This window comes from uncultured Brachyspira sp. (assembly GCF_944393015.1).
Classification (GTDB): domain Bacteria; phylum Spirochaetota; class Brachyspiria; order Brachyspirales; family Brachyspiraceae; genus Brachyspira.
Window position 1 is genome coordinate 1 of sequence record NZ_CALXYQ010000060.1, and the last position, 18028, is coordinate 18028.

Sequence of the window (18028 nt, forward strand, 5' to 3'; positions counted from 1 at the left end):
CAGACTTATGAAGATGATATATGTCAATAATATGACAGATAAGATGTATTTGATAGTGAACAAAGTAAAAAACATAGACTGGGCTATCAATTTATACAGAGAAGTAAAAAAGGTAACATCAAAATTTTCTCTTGATATTAATTTGGTTCTTTTAGGGCCTGTTTTGTTTGATGAGGAAAAGGTTATGATATCCGTTCAAAAGAGAACTCCTATAATAATATTATATCCTAAAACTCCTATCAAAGGCGGTTTTTCATTAGCCGTTACTAGATATTTATATGATATAGGCGTAATGAAAGATGAAAATGCAAGAGAAAAAACTTTCTCTGATTTCTTCTAATTTATTAACTTATTATTTATCTATTGATAATGTTTACTTTTAAGCATAATTAATTTTCATTAAAAATATTTTATATAAAATGTAGCAATATAGTCTTTTATTTGTTAATTTAATAGTAATAATATAAAATATTTGCATATAATAAGAAAAGAAGTTGTTTAAATTTGACAAATACAGATAATATTGGTAAACTATTAATATATAAAGAGGAGGTATATGCTTATGAGTAAAAATATTGTTATAACTATCAGCAGAGAATTCGGCAGCGGCGGAAGATATATTGGAGAAATGGTTGCTAAAGATTTAAATATACCTTTTTATGATAAAGCTATAATAGAAATGGCATCAGATAAAACAGGATTTTCTCCGGAATATATTAAAGAAAATGAACAAAAATTAACAGGTGCTTCTCTTTTCAATTTTGCTATAACAGGTTCTTATGCTGGAAATATGGTGTTTGGTAATGGAGAATCATTGCAGGATACTATGTTTTTTGCACAGAGCAATGTTATAAAAGAAGTTGCATCTAAACATTCATGCGTTATAGTTGGAAGATGTGCCAATCATATATTAGAAGGAATGGAGAATTGTATTAATATATTCATCTATTCTGATATGGAAAATAAAATTAAAAGGGCTGTTGAAGAATATAAATTGGATAGTGCTAATATAGAAAAAATCTTAAAAGAAAGAGATAAATTAAGAGCTAAACATTATAATTATTATACAGGAAAAAATTGGGGAGATGCTAGAAATTATCATGCTTGTTTGAATAGTGATTTTATAGGCGTAGATAATACAATAGAATTAATAGAAAAAATAGCTAAGTCAAAACTATAATAGGGTATTTATTATGAGTATAATAGCTGATTTGCATACTCATACTTTAGTAAGTGAGCATGCTTATAGCACAGTTGATGAAATGGTGAATTCAGCTAAAGAGAAAGGATTTTTAGCTTTAGCCATTACAGATCATGGACCTAATTCCAGTGATGGTGCTAAACCAGTACATTTCAAAGCTATGCATAATCTTCCTGATTATATAAATGGAGTTAGACTTCTTAGAGGATGTGAGGCTAATATAGTAGATTATAGCGGAAAAGTAGATTTAAGCGACAATATATTAGAGTATTTAGACTTTGTTATAGCTTCTTATCATGAAGATTCCATACAGCCTTTAACTGAAGAAGATCATACAAATGGATATGTTGGAATTATAAAAAATCCTCATATTGACTGTTTAGGTCATGTTGGTAATCCTAAATTTCAATTTGATATCAAATATATAGTGAAATTATGCAAAGAGTATAATAAATTAATAGAGATTAATTCATCATCTTTTAAAGTTAGAAAAGGAAGTGCTACTATATGCCGTGAAGTTGCTTTGGCTTGTAAAAGATATGAAACTAATATTGTAGTAACATCCGATGCTCATTCAATGTATAAAGTAGGAGATTTTAATGATGCTGTAGAATTATTATTATCAATAGATTTTCCAGAGCATCTTATACTTAATAGCGATTATTACAAATTGATAGAATATCTTGGTATATAAAAATGATAGTGTTTTTTTTGATTGTAAGTTTAGTAGCATCTGTTATAGGTGCTATTTGCGGAATAGGCGGCGGTATTATAATAAAGCCTGTACTTGATTCTTTGAATGTTCTTGAAGTAAGTAAAATAAGTTTTTTATCATCATGTACAGTTTTATCTATGAGTTTATATACATTCATAGTATCAAAGATAAAACAGGATAGTCTTGTAGATTCTAAGGTAGCAACTCCTTTGGCTTTAGGCGGTATTATAGGCGGAATATTTGGAAAGATGCTTTTTTCTTATGTTATAACACTTTTCAATAGTGAAAACATAGCAGGTATTTTTCAATCGGCTATTTTGATATTATTAACATTTTTTACTTTAATATTTACAGTAAAAAATATAGGTGATAAAAAGATAAAATCTATGCATATAGAAAATATATTTTTATGCGTTATTATAGGTTTAGTTCTTGGTCTTTTATCATCATTTTTAGGTATAGGAGGCGGTCCTTTTAATATAGCTTTCTTATACTTTTTCTTTAGTATGGATTCTAAAGTTGCGGCTCAAAATTCTCTTTATATTATATTGTTTTCGCAAATTTCAAATGTATTTATAAGTGTTGCTGACGGAGATGCTTTAAAAGTTAATCTTTCTTATTTGATAGTTATGATTATAGGCGGAATATGCGGAGGTATATTGGGAAGATTCATAAATAAAAAAATTAATTCTAAAATAGTTGATAGATTATTTATTATTTTATTATTGATTATTATATTAATAACATCTTACAATATATATAATTTTTCTGTTAATATATAATATACATAAAAAAATGTGAGTGCATTATGCTAGATATCATTATAAAAAATATAGGTTCTTTAGTAACCGCAGAGGGTGATACGCCATTATATGGTAAAGATCAAGGTAATATAAAAGTATATAACAATGTTTCTATAGGTATAAAAAATGGAATAATAGAATGTATTGGTGATAGTGTTAAAGGAAGATCTAAGAAAACATTCAATGCCAATGGAGCATTAGTTACTCCTGGTTTGATAGATTGTCATACTCATTTTATATATGGCGGTTCAAGAGAAGATGAGATGTATAATATAATAAGCGGTCATATGAGTTATTCTGACATAATCAAATCAGGTTATGGAATATTATCAACTGTAAAAGATACTAGAAGTCAGACAGAGAATGCACTTTATAAGAAATCAATACCTATATTAGATAAAATGCTTCATTATGGAACTACTACAGTAGAAGGTAAAAGCGGTTATGGATTGACTATTAAAGATGAAATAAAAATATTAAAAGTTATGAAAAAACTTAATGATAATCATAAAATAGATATAGTAAGTACATTTATGGGCGGACATGTAATACCAGAAGAATATAAAAATGACAGGGCTTCATATATAAATTTAATATGTAATGAAATGATTCCTGAAATATCAAAGTTAGGCATAGCAGAGTTTTGTGATGTATTTTGTGAAAATTGCGGACTTGATATGGAAGAAACTCATAAAGTTCTTAATGCTGCTCAGGAGCATAATCTAGGAATTAAAGTTCATTCAGATCAATTAGAAACAAGCGGAGGATCATATTTAGCTGCTAGATTTAAAGCTATAAGTGCGGAACATTTGATTATGTCTGATGACAGATCTATAGACGTTATAAAAAATCAAAATGTAATAGCTGTTCTTTTGCCTAATGCTTCTTTTTATTTGAATATGCCTTATGCTAGAGCTAGATATATGATAGATAAAGGTGTTCCTATAGCATTGGCTTCAGATTATAATCCAGGTTCTAGTCCTTCTTTAAATATGCAGTTTATAATGAAGCTTTCATATATTATGTACAGACTTAAACCGGAAGAAATATTGAATGCCGTTACTATAAATGCTGCATGTGCTATTAATAGGGGCAAAGAAATAGGAAGCATTGAGGAAGGCAAAAAAGCTGATATTATAGTATGGAATTGTGATAACCTTAATTTCTTGCTTTATAGTATGGATGATGATTTATGCAGTATGGTTTTTAAATCCGGAGAGCTTGTATATCATAATTAACATATTTTTATCATTTTTTACTTTGAAGAGTATTGTTTTCTCTTGACAATTTGAGTTTATTTGATTATATTATTATAATATGCGTATATATCTCTGTACGTTTTTAGCTTTAAGGGAGTAGTTTATTTTAAATATAATGGAAGAGGAATTATTTTCTAGAAAAGAGTCTGTTAAAGATATTTTCAACATTATAGAAACTAAATTAAAGCAGGGTTTGTTTACGGAGTCTATGGAAGATTTTGATAGGATTATGTCAAAAGATTTTGAATGTGCAAATCTGTATGAAAATATATCCTGTGTTAAATTTTGGATTAATAGGCTTGATAAATTTAAAACTGTAGAGAGAAATTGCATAGAGTACTGCAAACTTTTAGATTCTACTTATAAGAAATTCAATGTATTCGTACATGGAAAGTCTTATGATGAGAATTTAATATCGATTAACGCTATTCATTATTATGTATATAATAAGATTATAGAGTTAATAATGCAAAGAAGTACTAATGATATTGAAGGCACGGAGGAACTGCGTTTACTTTCTAATGCTTTTATAGAGTTAAAGGATTATTCTAGAGCATTAAAATCTTATGAATATTTAAATACTATAGAACCATACAATTCTAGAACATTAAGTTACATTGCTATGATTTATGATAAATTAGGCGATGAAAAAAAGTGTAAAATGTATGTAAGGGAAGCTCTGTTTTATGATCCTTTAAGTATAGAATTTGAAAATATAAGCATAGAAATAGTAAGAGAAATCAGAGATATAATAATAAAAAGGGGTGTTCATAACAATAGTCAGGAAGAAATAATATTATGGATGAGTGCTTACGGTGAACTTATGAACATATTGGATGTGAAAAGACCATTAAATGAACAGGAGGAATTTGATCTTAGAAGAAACATATCCAGATTGGAAGCAGATTATAGAAAGATAAAGCTTAGAGAAACTACCGCACCTAAACTTTTATCTTCGTATGCATTTTTAACTACGCATCTCATTATGAGACAGAATGATTCTGATGTGGAAGAGGTTAAGGTATGGGGCAGAAAGATGGCTGTAATAGATAAAGATTTGCTGCAATACTACATAAAAATATTAGATAAGGAGTGATAATATGTCAGAAGCTCTACAAAAATTAGAAAACGTGTTTTCAGAAGAAACATTTACGAGAAGACCGCTTCTTAATTATACTACTAAGTATTTTGTTGATTTATCAGGTATTCTCAATGATATAAATGATAATAATGATATAAATTCTGCTATAGAAACAGCTAAAATGCAGTTAGATAAAAATCCAAATCATATATCAGCTTTATATGCTAATGGATTTTTAAATTTAAAAATTGAAAATTATTCAGAGATGAGTTTGGAAAAACTTTTAGGCATTTTTAAAAATGCTAAGAAGTGGAATATAGTTGAATTCGTATCTCAAAAGATTTTAGATGAATATTATGAAAGTGATTATGCTTTAAGATATTTAGCAAGCTATTATCAAAGTATTAACAGGGAATCTGAGGCATTAGAAATTTGGGAAAGACTTATACGTTTCGATGTTTCTAATCCGGAACTTCCTGAAAAAATAGCACATACAAAAGAAATGGCAGGCGATATAAAGAGTGCTGTGCATTATTATAAAATTGCTTTTGAAAGAAATTTAATTAGAGAAAGAGATAATGCAGAAAGCGATATTAAAAAAGTATTGCAGTATGATCCGGATAATTATAATTACTTGCTTAAATATGAGAATGCTTTAAAGGCTCTTGTAGATTCTAATATAATGATAGATGTATGGAAAATAATATTTTTCTATTATTTTGAGAATAATAAATATAATGAAGCTTTAAAAACTATTAAAAATTTACTTAATTATGAGCAGGATATAGTTGCACAAAATAATAAAAAAGCTAAATTCTTCAGGCATAGACTTGTAGATGTTTATAAGGCTTTATATCCTAATCATACACTTTTTGAAAAAATAGAAGAAATATCATCTATTACAAATGTTAATAAAAAACCTAAAGATTGTATAGAAATATTTGAAAAGTATATACAATATGATGTTGATAAATATGTTATACATAGAAATTTCGGCGTTGGTAAAATTAAGTCAATAGATATAAATAATGTTAATATAAAATTTGTATCTCAGGAAGATGTAAGAAAAATGACTTTTGATATGGCAATACAATCTCTTACAACATTGCCTAATGATGATATTAATGTTTATAAGGCTTACAGACTTAATGAAATTAAAAAGATAGCAGAAGAAAATCCTACAGAACTTTTAACTATTATTTTGAAATATAGAAAAACAATCACTACAAAAGATTTAAAGCAGGAATTAACTTCAAAGCCTGATATTGTAGTGGCAGAATCAGCATATACTAAATGGCTTGAAAGTGCTAAAAAATCTGTAAGGGCTTCTACTACAGTTAAATTTGATAAAAATACTTTCCTTTATAATGAGGAAGCTGAAACTTATGATGCTGAAAGTTTATCTAAATTTAATAAGACTGATAATTTCTTTGAGAGATATCAAATATATATGGAATATTTAACTTATACTCCTAATTTAAACTCTGAAGAAGCTAAAGAGATGAATAATTATTTTGTTAATATTTCCAAAGACAAAAAAGCTCCTAATGATCAGAGAATAATAAGTACAATATATTTGAGGAGTCAGTCTAATGCCGACAACAGCATACCTTTACTTTCAGATATAGTAAAAAATATTGATGATTATACTCATGTTTATGAAGTGCTTCCTTCTTCAAATTATAGGGAGAAATTTATAAAAGCTATTTGGGACGGCAGAAGAGATGATTATTATAATATAATACTTAAAATGCTTTATTCTCCTCAGGTTAAGAATAATTATCTTATAGTAAATAAATTATTTGAAGACAAAAAAACAGACATGCTTGCTAAAACTATAGATGATATATTTCTTCACTATAGAGAATGCCCTGAATCATTTGTTTATTTTGCTCAGAAGATACTTGACGGTGAATATTATGATGAGACAGGTGAAGATATAAATATAAATAAAAATTCTCTTATGATAGGTTTGCTTAGTATAATACCTCATTTATCAAAAATGGTTGATAAGAAAGAAACATCTGCACAGGCTAGAAAACTTTTGAAAATTGTGTATGATTTAGTATTTGATAAGGCTTATCTGCTTAAATTTATAGAGAATGAGTCAGAAGAGGATGTTAAAATAATATTTAGCGAATTCCAAAAACTGGTTAATTTAGAGCAGCATTATAAAACTGATATTATTTCTGCTGTTATAAAACGTTTCCCTAACTGGAAGATATAATACAAATTAAGTTTGATAAAGATTAGGGAGATTTAATAAATCTCCCTTTTTTTATATAGTTATTTTAAGAAAATATATTGATAAAAAATCAAAAAATAATATAGCATTATTATGAATAGTAGTATATAATGTATAACAAATTTTTTAAATGGATATTATTATGAAATTAAGATTATCAAAAAGAGCATTAAAAGAAGATTTTCAGAGCAGTTTTGTAAAAATTATGCTTGAAGTTGCAGCTAAAGGTGATTTAATATCATTTGCAGGCGGTTTACCTAATCCTGAATCATTTCCTGTAGAAGAGATTAAAGCGGCAGCAAATAAAGTTTTAGAAACTAAAGGTGCTTACTCTTTACAATATAACAGCACTGAGGGATATGGTCCTTTAAGAGAGTTTATTGCAAATAGATATAAAAAACAAGGTATTGAAATTGAAGCTAATGACATACTTATAGCTAATGGTTCACAGCAGGCTTTAGATATCATTTCTTCATGTTTAATAGATCCTGATGATGATGTTTTAGTTGAAGATCCATCTTATTTGGCAGCTTTACAATCATTTCACCTATATAATCCTAAAATTCATACTGTTAATTTGAATGAAGATGGTGCTGATATAAATGAGTTTAAAGAAGCTATAAATAAATATGATAATAAATTCTTTTATTCTGTGCCTAATTTCCAAAATCCTACAGGTATAACATATACAAATGCTGTAAGAGAAAAAATAGCAGAAATAATGAAAGGTAAAGATACATTCTTTGTAGAGGACAATCCTTACGGAGAATTAAGATTTAAAGGCGAACATCAAAAATCATTTGGTGCATATTTAGGAGAACAGGCTATATTGCTTGGTACATTCTCAAAAACTGTAGCACCTGGTATGAGATTAGGTTGGATTGCATGCAGACAAAAAGAATTATACGCCAAGATGAAAGATTATAAACAGCTTATAGATTTACATACAGGAACATTTGCTCAGGTAGTTGTAAGTCAGTATTTAGAAGATAATGATTATGATGAACATATCAAAAAAATAATAGACTTATACGGCAGACAATGCAATTATATGCTTGAAGCTATGGATAAATATTTACCTAAAGATATGCATTGGACTCATCCTGAAGGCGGTATGTTTATATGGGCTACACTTCCTAAAGGAATAGATGCTGTTGAGCTTTCAAGAAAAGCTGCTGAGGACGGTGTTGTTGTTGTAGCAGGAGAGCCTTTCTATGAAGCTAAAAGAGGTTTGGGTACTTTAAGATTGAATTATACTAATTCTAAACCTGAAGATATTGATAAGGGTATATCTATATTAGCAAAAGCTATAGAAAAAATGAGAAAGTAAAAATAATTTAAATAATGTTTTTATATAAGGCAGTAAATGTAAAATTTGCTGCCTTTTATTATTTTATATGATTGTTTTTTATATTAAAGTTAGTATATGTTAACATTATTTTACTATATTATATTTTTTTGTAAAAAAAATGTTTATTTGTTTTACTTTTTTTATGTATTAAAGGTTATATTATCTATATGTTGCCTCGCATATAAACAAAAAAACAAAAAACTCTATATTAAAAAAGGATAAAAAGATGATTAAAAAATCAAGTTTATTTATTTTGTTCTTATTCGTTTTTGCTGGTCTTGTATATGGACAAACAGCTAAATCTACTTTAGATGGTATGATGCATCTTATAATGGTGAGATGAATGCATCTGCTAGCTATGCTGAGTATGCTAAAAAAGCTCAAAACAAAAGTGTTGCAGCTTTATTTAAAGCAGCTTCTGCAGCATAAGCTTTATATGCTAAGCTTTTAAACGATATGGCTTTATCTTCTAAATTATCAACTAAATCATTAACAGCTAAAATCAATGCTATTAAAACTGGTACTGATGTTGATAATTTAAAAAGCGGTATAGCTGGTGAAACTTATGAATATACAAAAATGTATCCTGCTTTCAGTAAAGTTGCTGCTTCTGAAAACAATAAAAATGTTGCTGAATTAATGAACAGAATAGCTTCTGTTGAAAAAACACATGCTGAATTATATAACAAAACTATACAGGATTTAAATGCTAAAAAAACTTTACCTACAGTTTATTATTTATGCCCTGTTTGCTGATATGTTGAAGCAGGTTCAGCTCCAGCTAAATGTCCATTATGTAATGCTACAGCTAGTTCTTTCCAAGCATTTAATTAATTAAAAAATAATTGATTCGTTAATTTTTTTATAGAGGCGAAAGCATTGATAATATTTTATTATCAATGCTTTTTTTATGCCTTGAAAAAATCTTAATAGTTTATATAATATTCTAAATAAATTTTATATTGGAGAAATTGATAAATGCAATCTACTATGCCGTATATGAATATTATAATAATAGCATGCTGTGTACTTGTAGTACTTTTGATTTTAGTTGTGGTGTTAATGAAAAAGAACAAGAAACCTAAAGTTTCATTAACAAGTTCTAAAAGTAAATTTTCATTGTCATCGCTATTTAATACTTCATCTATTAATGATGAATTTTTTGCAAGTTTAGAAAATACATTAATAACAGCTGATGCTGGTGTTGAAACTACAAAAGATATTATTTCAAAACTTAGAGATGTAATAGAAAAAGAAAATATAAAAGATCCTTCTGAAGCTAAAAAACATTTAAGAGAAATTTTAATATCTAAGTTCATTTCAAAGAAAATAGAACTCAAAGATAAAACTATACTTTTTATAGTTGGTGTTAATGGAGTAGGTAAAACAACTTCAATAGCAAAATTGGCTAATATATTAAAGAAAGATCATAAAGTTATATTAGCAGCAGCAGATACATTCAGAGCCGCAGCAATAGAGCAATTAGAAGAATGGGCTAATAGACTTTCTGTTACTATAGTTAAAGGTCAGCAAGCTGGAGATCCTGCAAGTGTATTATTTTCAGCATTAGATAAAGCTAAGGCAACAAATGCTGATATAGTAATAGTTGATACTGCAGGAAGATTTCATAATCAGGAAAATTTAGTGAGACAGCTTGAGAAGATGAAGAAAATAGCTACAGAGAGATTTACTGAATTTAAATTTGTACCAATATTAGTATTGGATGCCAATGTGGGACATAATGGAATAGAGCAGGCTAAAGTATTTACTAATGCTTTGGATATACAAGGTGCTATAGTTTCAAAATTAGATAGTACAGCTAAGGGCGGAGTAGCAATAAGTATAGCTCATTATTTATCCTTGCCTATATATTACGGAGGATTTGGTGAGAAAGTTGATGATTTCAAAGAATTTGATGCTGAAAGTTTCGTTGATTCTATATTACAGTAATTAATAATCATTGGAGTTATATTATGTCTTTCATAGTTAAACCTTCAGAAATTTTTGGCTCTATATACATTCAAATGAGTAAAAGTGATGCCCATAGAGCTTTAATAGCTTCATCATTAGCTAAAAGTCCGAGTATTATAAAGCATTGGATTGATAATGTAAGTGTTGATGTGGAAGTTACGAAAAATGCCATATCTAATTTTGCTGATTTAGAAGTCATTGATGATGGTCTTAAAGTTTTTCCAAAAAAAGAATATAAAAAAGAATTAACTATAGATGTTAAAGAGTCTGGAAGCAGTTTAAGATTCTTAATTCCTATAATGTCGGCACTTGGAATAACATGTACTTTTACAGGTTCCAAGAAATTATTTTCAAGACCTATTGGAGTTTATAAAAAGATATGGAAGGAACAAGGATTAGAATTTATTCATTCAGAGAATTCTATTAAAATATCAGGGCAATTAAAAGCTTCAAATTTCAAAGTATTGGGAAATTTAAGCAGTCAGTTTTTAAGCGGACTTTTATTTGCTTTGCCTTTGCTTGAAGGAAATTCTAATATTATTATAGACGGAGAATTGGAATCAGAACCTTATGTTATGATGACTTTAAAAACACTTAAAGCGGCAAATATAGAAACTTTAAGGCATGATAATAATATAATAGAAGTATACGGCAATCAGGAATATTCAGGAATTGATTATGAAGTAGAATCCGATTGGTCGCATGCTGCTTTTTTTGCTGCTGCTGGTGCTTTGGGCGGAGAAACTACTTTATATGGTCTTAATAAATATTCTATTCAAGGTGATAAGGAAATACTTAATATATTAAAATTTATGGGTGCTTCTGTTTTTTATAATAATGATAATTCTATTACAATAAAGAAAACTAATAGATTAAATGCTCTTGATATAGATATGGCTGATATTCCAGATTTGGGCCCTATAATTACAACTTTAGCTGCTACGGCAAAAGGTAAGACAAGATTATATAATGCTGCAAGATTAAGATATAAAGAAAGTGATAGAATGAATGATTTAATGGATAGTTTTTTGAAGATAGGGGCTAAGATAGAAGTAACTGAAGATGAAATATTAATAGAAGGTGTTGAAAGACTTAAAGGAGGAGCTACTACTTCTCATAATGATCATAGAATAGCTATGTCGCTAGCTGTCGCTTCTGCTGTTTCTGATAATGATATAATTATAGATGATGCTGAGTCTATAAATAAATCATCTTTTAATTTTGTAGAGCAATTTAGAAGTATAGGCGGTAAAATAGAGTTATAAATTATAATATATTTGTAAGCATTGATAGCTGTATATAATTTGTTACAGGTGTGGTTTCTTTTATAACTTTAGAATCTAAAAATATTTTTTGCTGTACTTCATACCATTTTAATATTTCACCTGAAGTACATGCGTTTTTTATATCTGATGATGAAAACAATATTGATGCATCTATTTCATTTTTGACAGATTTTATATCATTTCCTGTAAGTTTTGCTGTTAATTCTGCTGCCTCATATAAATTGTTTTTTCTATAATCCATAGCTTTTAATATTGCTCTTGAAAATCTTTTTACTATATCAGGATAATTATTTATATATTCTGATGTTGATACAAAACTGCTAGTTAAGATAATTTCATTGCTGTAGTCTGTGATATCTGCTAATAGTTTATAATCATTTGGGATTTGTTCGGTAATTTCTTTTGTATAAGGGTCCCATGTTGATACAGCATCAACTTTTCTATTTATTAGAGCATTGGCAAGATTGGTAATATTGATATTTGTTAAATTTATATCCTGCAATTTTATATTATTATTTTTCAATGCGGCATTAAGCATAGCTTCGCCTGAAGTACCCAAATGAGTTGCTACAGTCTTTCCTTTCAAATCGGAAATGCTGTTAATACCAGTCCATTTTCCTGTTATTATTTTTTCGCCTTTGCTTATTCCATTTGGTACTAATATTTGTACATCTCCATTTATAATCAAAGAATGTGCAGCATGACCAATGTAGGTAAAATCAACTTCTTTAGACATCATAGATAAAATTGCAGCATGTCCGTTAAAAAATTCAAATAGTTAGGCATCTAAATTTTCTTCTTCAAAGAAACCTTTTTCTTTTGCTATTGCAATAGCAGAGGCTCCGGCGAATTCATATAAATATCCTACTCTTATTTTAGTGTTTGTAAGTTTATCTTTTTCTTTGTTGTTATTGCATGATATTAATGTGATTACAATAAAAAAATATAAATAATTTTATTCATAATATATGTCCTATTATATTATAAAATTGAAATATGGTAATATCAGCAATAATATTTATTTGGATTGATTATTAAAATATTTCTTTTTATTTCTAAATCTTAGACGCACTACTCTAAATAAAGCTTCAGCTATAATATTTTTAGACATTTTTGACTGTCCGCTTCTTCTTTCATAAAATATTATAGGCTCTTCCTCTACTTTATATCCATTACTTTCAAAAGAATAATTCATTTCTATTTGGAAAGAATATCCTGCTGAAAGTATATTGTCAAAGTTCATATTTTTTAATACAGATACTCTAAAGCATTTAAATCCGCCTGTAATATCCATAATTTTAGAACCTAATACAAATGATGCATATCTATTTCCATAGTATGAAAGAAAAAGTCTTCTTAAAGGCCAATTTACTACGCTTATTCCGTTACAGTATCTTGATCCTATTACTAAATCTAGTTTTTCATTTTCCATTCTTTCTATAAATTTAATTACAAAATCAGGATCATGAGAGAAATCAGCATCCATTTCTATTACATAATCAGGATTGTATTGAAATGAATGTTTAAATCCGGCAATATATGCAGGTCCTAATCCTTCTTTCTTTTCTCTTTTTAATAAATGCACTCTATTATTCGATAAATATTTTTCTACAACACTTGCTGTACCATCTGGGCTATTATCATCAACAACCAAAATTTCTATATATTCAGGTAATGATAATACTTTATTAAGCATTTTTTCTATATTGTCTTTTTCATTATATGTAGGTAATACTATAATAGCTTTCATTTTGTATCTGATTGTCTCCTATTTCTTTTTGCTACTTTTAATGTCTTTTGCATATTCTTTTTGATATAATTATCTATATTAAACATAATATACTTAACATACCTTACATGTGATGTTCTAGGATCTATTATGTTTTTGTATGAGAATATTTCATTATTATCTATAGTATAGAATACAATATCTCCGAATAGAATAATATCATTATCATCTATTGCATTATCCATACCCATTAGATTGATTTTTATTCCAACTGATATAGATGTGTCTATGATTTTATATCCTACTATATATGAATTCTCATAATCTAATTCCATATCAAGATAATCTATCAAATTTTTAAAAGTTTTAATTTTTACTTCTTTGTTTCTATATTTTACAATAATATTTTCTTTTATATCTTCATCTTCAAAAGAGAAATTAATATTCTGCATTTGATTAAAAGGCTGTTTTATTTTTAAATCCGTTAATAATTGTTTGGCTTTTTTTATTTCTTCTTCTGTCATTTCTACAGGACTTGCCAATGATAATTTATAATTTTTATTTAATTTAATTTCTTCGTTATCATCTATTGAAAAGAAAGTATTTGATTTTCTATCATATTTAACTTGTTTTAATATTTTATCATTCTTATTATATATAGTCCATATAAAAATATCTGCCAATGTACTCATAATATAGTTTTCTGCAAATATTTTTTTCCAATCATCTGCTAGCCATTTTTTTCCTGTCATTAATGCTTTGTTAAGTCTTGAGGCTTGAAATTTATATGAGGCTTTTATATTATTTTTTATGCTGTAAAATTCATCTAATAAATTTTTACTTATATTATGATATTTATCTATTTTGGATACATATTCTTTTTTCTTGTTATCAAATATTTTTTCAATATCTAATTTTTCATTTATATATAATGTGAAAGAATAAGAGTCATCTTTTAATAATTTCTTACCTTCTTTATCTATTCCAAAATCAAGTATTATATTATCAGCTAATTTATCTTCAGAAATATCCAATTTTTTTGCAGCGGCTTTGAATGCTAATTTTGAAGTATTTTTGATTTGATAATATTTTATATTGTTTGATACATAATCAATAAGGATAAGAGCGTAAAGACTTCCATTGAATGCTAATGTAGATATTGCATAATTGGCAAGAGAAATTCTTCCTGATTCGCACCATTCTTTTAGATTATATCCAACTTTTTCTATTTTATAGTCTGATTCATATACTAGATATGGAATCATTACATATTTATAAGTTGTATCAGCACCTTCAAATATCCATCTTTCATATATAGTTTTTATTACATTAATAAATGAATTAAAATCAAAATACGAAATTAATTTATCTAAGTCTTTTATTTTTGTAGGTGCTTTTAATCTTGAATATTCCAAATATATATATTTAATTACAATAATAGGTATATTTTGATTAGAGTCTTTACTTTTTACTCCATATAATAAAGATTCATCTAAGCATAATAAATTCTTTTCAAATTTTTTATTATAATTCTTGTTTACGAAATTAACTATGCTGTCAATATCTTTAAAACCTGAATTAATTATTTTTTTATTTTTCCATCTTTTAAGTATATCTCTTGCTAAATCATTATCTAAAGTTTTTAAATATTCATAAGATTCTTTTTTCTTGCGGTTGATTATTTTTATTGCTGCTTTTCTAATATTCGATGATTGATTTTCCAAAAGTGAGCATAATATTTTGCTTGATCCGAAATCTATTTCTTTACTATAAAGCTCATTTAAAAATGGTATAAAATTTTTACTGCTTTTAGTAACTTTTTTTACAAAATTTTTATTAGCAAATAAACTTTCAAAATATTCTGAATTCTTTTTAATAAGAGAATAAAAGAAACTATTAAATTCTCTGTTTTTTATTTGAACAGCAAATGAATCATAATATGATATTCTATCATTATAAGAATAAAAGAATATATAAGAAATAATAATATCAGCTAAAGTTATATTAAGATTGGTTAAATAATCTAAACTTTCCTGATATGTTGTTGCAAATCCTTCTTTTCTTATTAACATTATATAAGTTAATGCTTTATAGCTATTAGTTTTTAATATTATATTAAGGAGTTTTTTAGCTTTTTTTGAGTAATCTGATAATAGTAAAATATAGTATATTCTATAATTATTTAATATAGATTTTTTTATAAATTCTATGTCACTATTGCTAGGTGCTCTCTTTATATGATATGGCGTATAAGGCTTCAAAGCACTAAAATAACCAAATGCTGATTTTTTTACATGGAATTTCTTTATTAAATCGTATCTCTTATCATCTTCATATATTATATCATCATTTATTACTGTAATGCTGTTAGGTGTTCCTAAATGTTCTACAACATTATATTTAACATAATAGGAATCATATATTTTTTGCATTAATAAATCTATTTTTTTTTCAGCTATTTTTAAATTAGCTTTTTCATCTTCATTTTTTAATAGAATTGCTGTTAATATTAGGTATATTCCGCAGTTATTGCTTGTTTCTAATGTTTTATATAATGAATAAAAATATTCTTTATCTTTGTTATATGTATAATTAGCTTCTCTCAAAAAATCTAATGCATATATATCATTTTCTACTATTCCTCTATTAATGACACATATCTCTTTTTCTAAGTTGTATCCTTCATATCTTTTGCTGAATAGAGAACTATTAAATTTTTCCATAAATTACTCTTTTATACATTTTATATATCTATTTAATTATACTATATTATACTATAATTAAATAAATAATAAATACTATATTGATTTACATGTTTTTTACCGCCAATTGTCCGCATCCAGCTAATATTTCCTGTCCTTGTTTAAATCTTTCAACAACTTCTATTCCATTATCTTTTAATATGGATTTAAATCTTAATATAATATCTTTATTAGGTCTTTGTAATTCAGGGGCATGTTCAACTGGATTCATAGGTATAACATTAACTTTAAAAGGAAATTCTTTTTTCAAATTTACAAGCCTATATGCATCATTAACTGAATCATTAACATCTTTTATAAGAACCCATTCAAAAGTAATCATTCTTTTACCATTTCGGCTGTATCTTTTAAGTATTGCCATAAGATTTTCTATAGGATATCTTTTATTAATAGGCATTATTTTATCTCTTACATCATTTTTTAATGAATGTAAAGAAACAGCCAATCTGCAGTCTAAATCTCTTTCTATTAACTGCTTTATTCCGGCAACTTCTCCTGATGTTGATATTGTAATATGTCTTATGCCTAAATTAAAACCCTTGAATGAATTTATAGTATCTATTGCTTTAAAAAGGTTTTTAGTATTTGCTAAAGGCTCACCCATACCCATAAATACTATAGAATTAACTTTTTTTGTTACAGCTCTCATAAGTAAAAATTCTGCAAGTATCTCATCAGCAGTGAGATTTCTTGATAATCCCATACTTCCTGTAGCACAAAAAGCACATCCATAACCGCATCCCACCTGAGATGACAAACAAAAGGTTACTCTGTCTTTCTTATTTAAGATAACAGATTCTATTTTCTTCTTATCATATAGTGAAATTAGTAATTTTTGTGTTCCGTATTCATCTTCTGATATAGTTTCTATTTTTGAATTGTGAATAAAGTAGTACTCATCTAATAAATTTCTCAAATTCTTAGGTATATTGCTCATATCCTCAAAACTTATAGCATATTTTTTATATATCCAATTAAGTATTTGTGAGGCATGGAATTTAGGGAAATTATTTTCTATACAGAATTTAGATAATTCCTCTTCTGAAACATTCATTATAGATATTTTTTTAGCCATATTATAATGTAACAACCTTTTTAAGATTTAAATAAAAATTATAATAGCTGATAACATATTATTCATAAGCTATCAGCTAATTATTATTTACAAATTAATTATTATAAAAATATTTTTGTGCTTATAACCTATAAGCTATTATTTAACCCCTCAGCAGCTTTTAGTAGAGGAGCTTCCAGAATTACTGCTTGATGAACTAGAACTGCTGCTATTTTTATAATCATTAACATAGAAGCCTTTTCCTTTGAAGATGATGCCGCTATTTAAAGATATCATTCTTTTAGCTTCACTTCCGCATTCTGGGCAGTTTGCTTTAGCTTCAGCGGTTATTGATTGAAATTCTTCAAATTCATATCCGCATTTTTCACATTTATATTCATAAGTAGGCATAATTTTTTCCTTTTAAAATTAAATTATAGTTTAATAATATATTATTTAATTTAAAATCTGTCAAGTGAATTTATTTCTACATTATGTTTAAGAGCCATAGATATTGCACACTTTTAGTTTAAAAAAAAGATGGTATTCCTTATAATTTATAATTGCTACA

Annotated in this window: 16 protein-coding genes and 1 pseudogene; 12 read left to right on the forward strand and 5 right to left on the reverse strand. The window is 26.8% G+C overall.

What is annotated here, in order from left to right:
- The 12 genes and pseudogenes from Q0K19_RS13575 to aroA all read left to right on the forward strand — a co-directional run.
- The coding region (locus Q0K19_RS13575; protein WP_367172178.1) for a MinD/ParA family protein at positions 1–340 on the forward strand (340 nt) is incomplete at its 5' end.
- 222 nt (positions 341–562) lie between these two features.
- Complete coding sequence (locus Q0K19_RS13580) at positions 563–1180, forward strand: AAA family ATPase (protein WP_297248860.1); 618 nt, start codon at positions 563–565, stop codon at positions 1178–1180.
- Between the two features lie 13 nt (positions 1181–1193).
- Entirely contained in the window at positions 1194–1895 is a 702-nt protein-coding gene (locus tag Q0K19_RS13585) for a phosphatase (RefSeq protein WP_297248862.1), read from the forward strand.
- A gap of 2 nt (positions 1896–1897) precedes the next feature.
- Positions 1898–2698 carry a sulfite exporter TauE/SafE family protein gene (locus tag Q0K19_RS13590; RefSeq protein ID WP_297248864.1) on the forward strand — a complete coding sequence of 267 codons (801 nt, stop codon included), beginning with the start codon at positions 1898–1900 and terminating at the stop codon, positions 2696–2698.
- 26 nt (positions 2699–2724) lie between these two features.
- Positions 2725–3957, forward strand: a complete 1233-nt coding sequence (hutI, locus tag Q0K19_RS13595; protein ID WP_297248866.1) for an imidazolonepropionase — start codon at positions 2725–2727, stop codon at positions 3955–3957.
- Positions 3958–4093: 136 nt separating this feature from the next.
- Positions 4094–5074, forward strand: coding sequence for a hypothetical protein (locus Q0K19_RS13600; RefSeq protein WP_014487496.1), 981 nt, complete (start codon positions 4094–4096; stop codon positions 5072–5074).
- Positions 5075–5078: 4 nt separating this feature from the next.
- Positions 5079–7286: a transcript cleavage factor gene (locus Q0K19_RS13605; RefSeq protein ID WP_297248868.1), complete on the forward strand. Its 2208-nt coding sequence runs from the start codon at positions 5079–5081 to the stop codon at positions 7284–7286.
- 160 nt (positions 7287–7446) lie between these two features.
- Positions 7447–8634: a PLP-dependent aminotransferase family protein gene (locus tag Q0K19_RS13610; RefSeq protein WP_297248870.1), complete on the forward strand. Its 1188-nt coding sequence runs from the start codon at positions 7447–7449 to the stop codon at positions 8632–8634.
- A 477-nt stretch (positions 8635–9111) separates the two neighbouring features.
- Positions 9112–9411: a ferritin family protein gene (locus Q0K19_RS13615; protein ID WP_297248872.1), complete on the forward strand. Its 300-nt coding sequence runs from the start codon at positions 9112–9114 to the stop codon at positions 9409–9411.
- A gap of 27 nt (positions 9412–9438) precedes the next feature.
- Positions 9439–9489, forward strand: a pseudogene (locus Q0K19_RS15450) (hypothetical protein); the annotation flags it as partial.
- Positions 9490–9633: 144 nt separating this feature from the next.
- Positions 9634–10605 (forward strand): signal recognition particle-docking protein FtsY, encoded by a 972-nt coding sequence (ftsY, locus tag Q0K19_RS13620; RefSeq protein WP_297248874.1) that lies wholly within the window; start codon positions 9634–9636, stop codon positions 10603–10605.
- Between the two features lie 23 nt (positions 10606–10628).
- Positions 10629–11891 (forward strand): 3-phosphoshikimate 1-carboxyvinyltransferase, encoded by a 1263-nt coding sequence (gene aroA, locus Q0K19_RS13625; protein ID WP_297248877.1) that lies wholly within the window; start codon positions 10629–10631, stop codon positions 11889–11891.
- Between the two features lies 1 nt (position 11892).
- On the opposite strand, the gene Q0K19_RS13630 is transcribed toward aroA, so the two are convergent.
- From Q0K19_RS13630 to Q0K19_RS13650, 5 genes are all read right to left on the reverse strand, one after another.
- Positions 11893–12651 carry an ABC transporter substrate-binding protein gene (locus tag Q0K19_RS13630; RefSeq protein WP_297248879.1) on the reverse strand — a complete coding sequence of 253 codons (759 nt, stop codon included), beginning with the start codon at positions 12649–12651 and terminating at the stop codon, positions 11893–11895.
- Positions 12652–12930: 279 nt separating this feature from the next.
- A complete protein-coding gene (locus Q0K19_RS13635; RefSeq protein ID WP_297248881.1) occupies positions 12931–13662 on the reverse strand; it encodes a polyprenol monophosphomannose synthase in 732 nt (243 codons plus the stop codon).
- The gene (locus Q0K19_RS13640; RefSeq protein ID WP_297248883.1) at positions 13659–16364 is read right to left on the reverse strand and encodes a DUF4132 domain-containing protein; all 2706 of its coding nucleotides are present in this window, start codon (positions 16362–16364) and stop codon (positions 13659–13661) included. The genes Q0K19_RS13635 and Q0K19_RS13640 overlap by 4 nt, the downstream gene beginning before the upstream one ends.
- An 85-nt stretch (positions 16365–16449) precedes the next feature.
- Positions 16450–17478 carry a 23S rRNA (adenine(2503)-C(2))-methyltransferase RlmN gene (gene rlmN / locus Q0K19_RS13645; RefSeq protein WP_297248885.1) on the reverse strand — a complete coding sequence of 343 codons (1029 nt, stop codon included), beginning with the start codon at positions 17476–17478 and terminating at the stop codon, positions 16450–16452.
- A gap of 150 nt (positions 17479–17628) precedes the next feature.
- Positions 17629–17868, reverse strand: a complete 240-nt coding sequence (locus Q0K19_RS13650) for a zinc ribbon domain-containing protein (RefSeq protein ID WP_297248887.1) — start codon at positions 17866–17868, stop codon at positions 17629–17631.
- Positions 17869–18028: the final 160 nt, after the last annotated feature.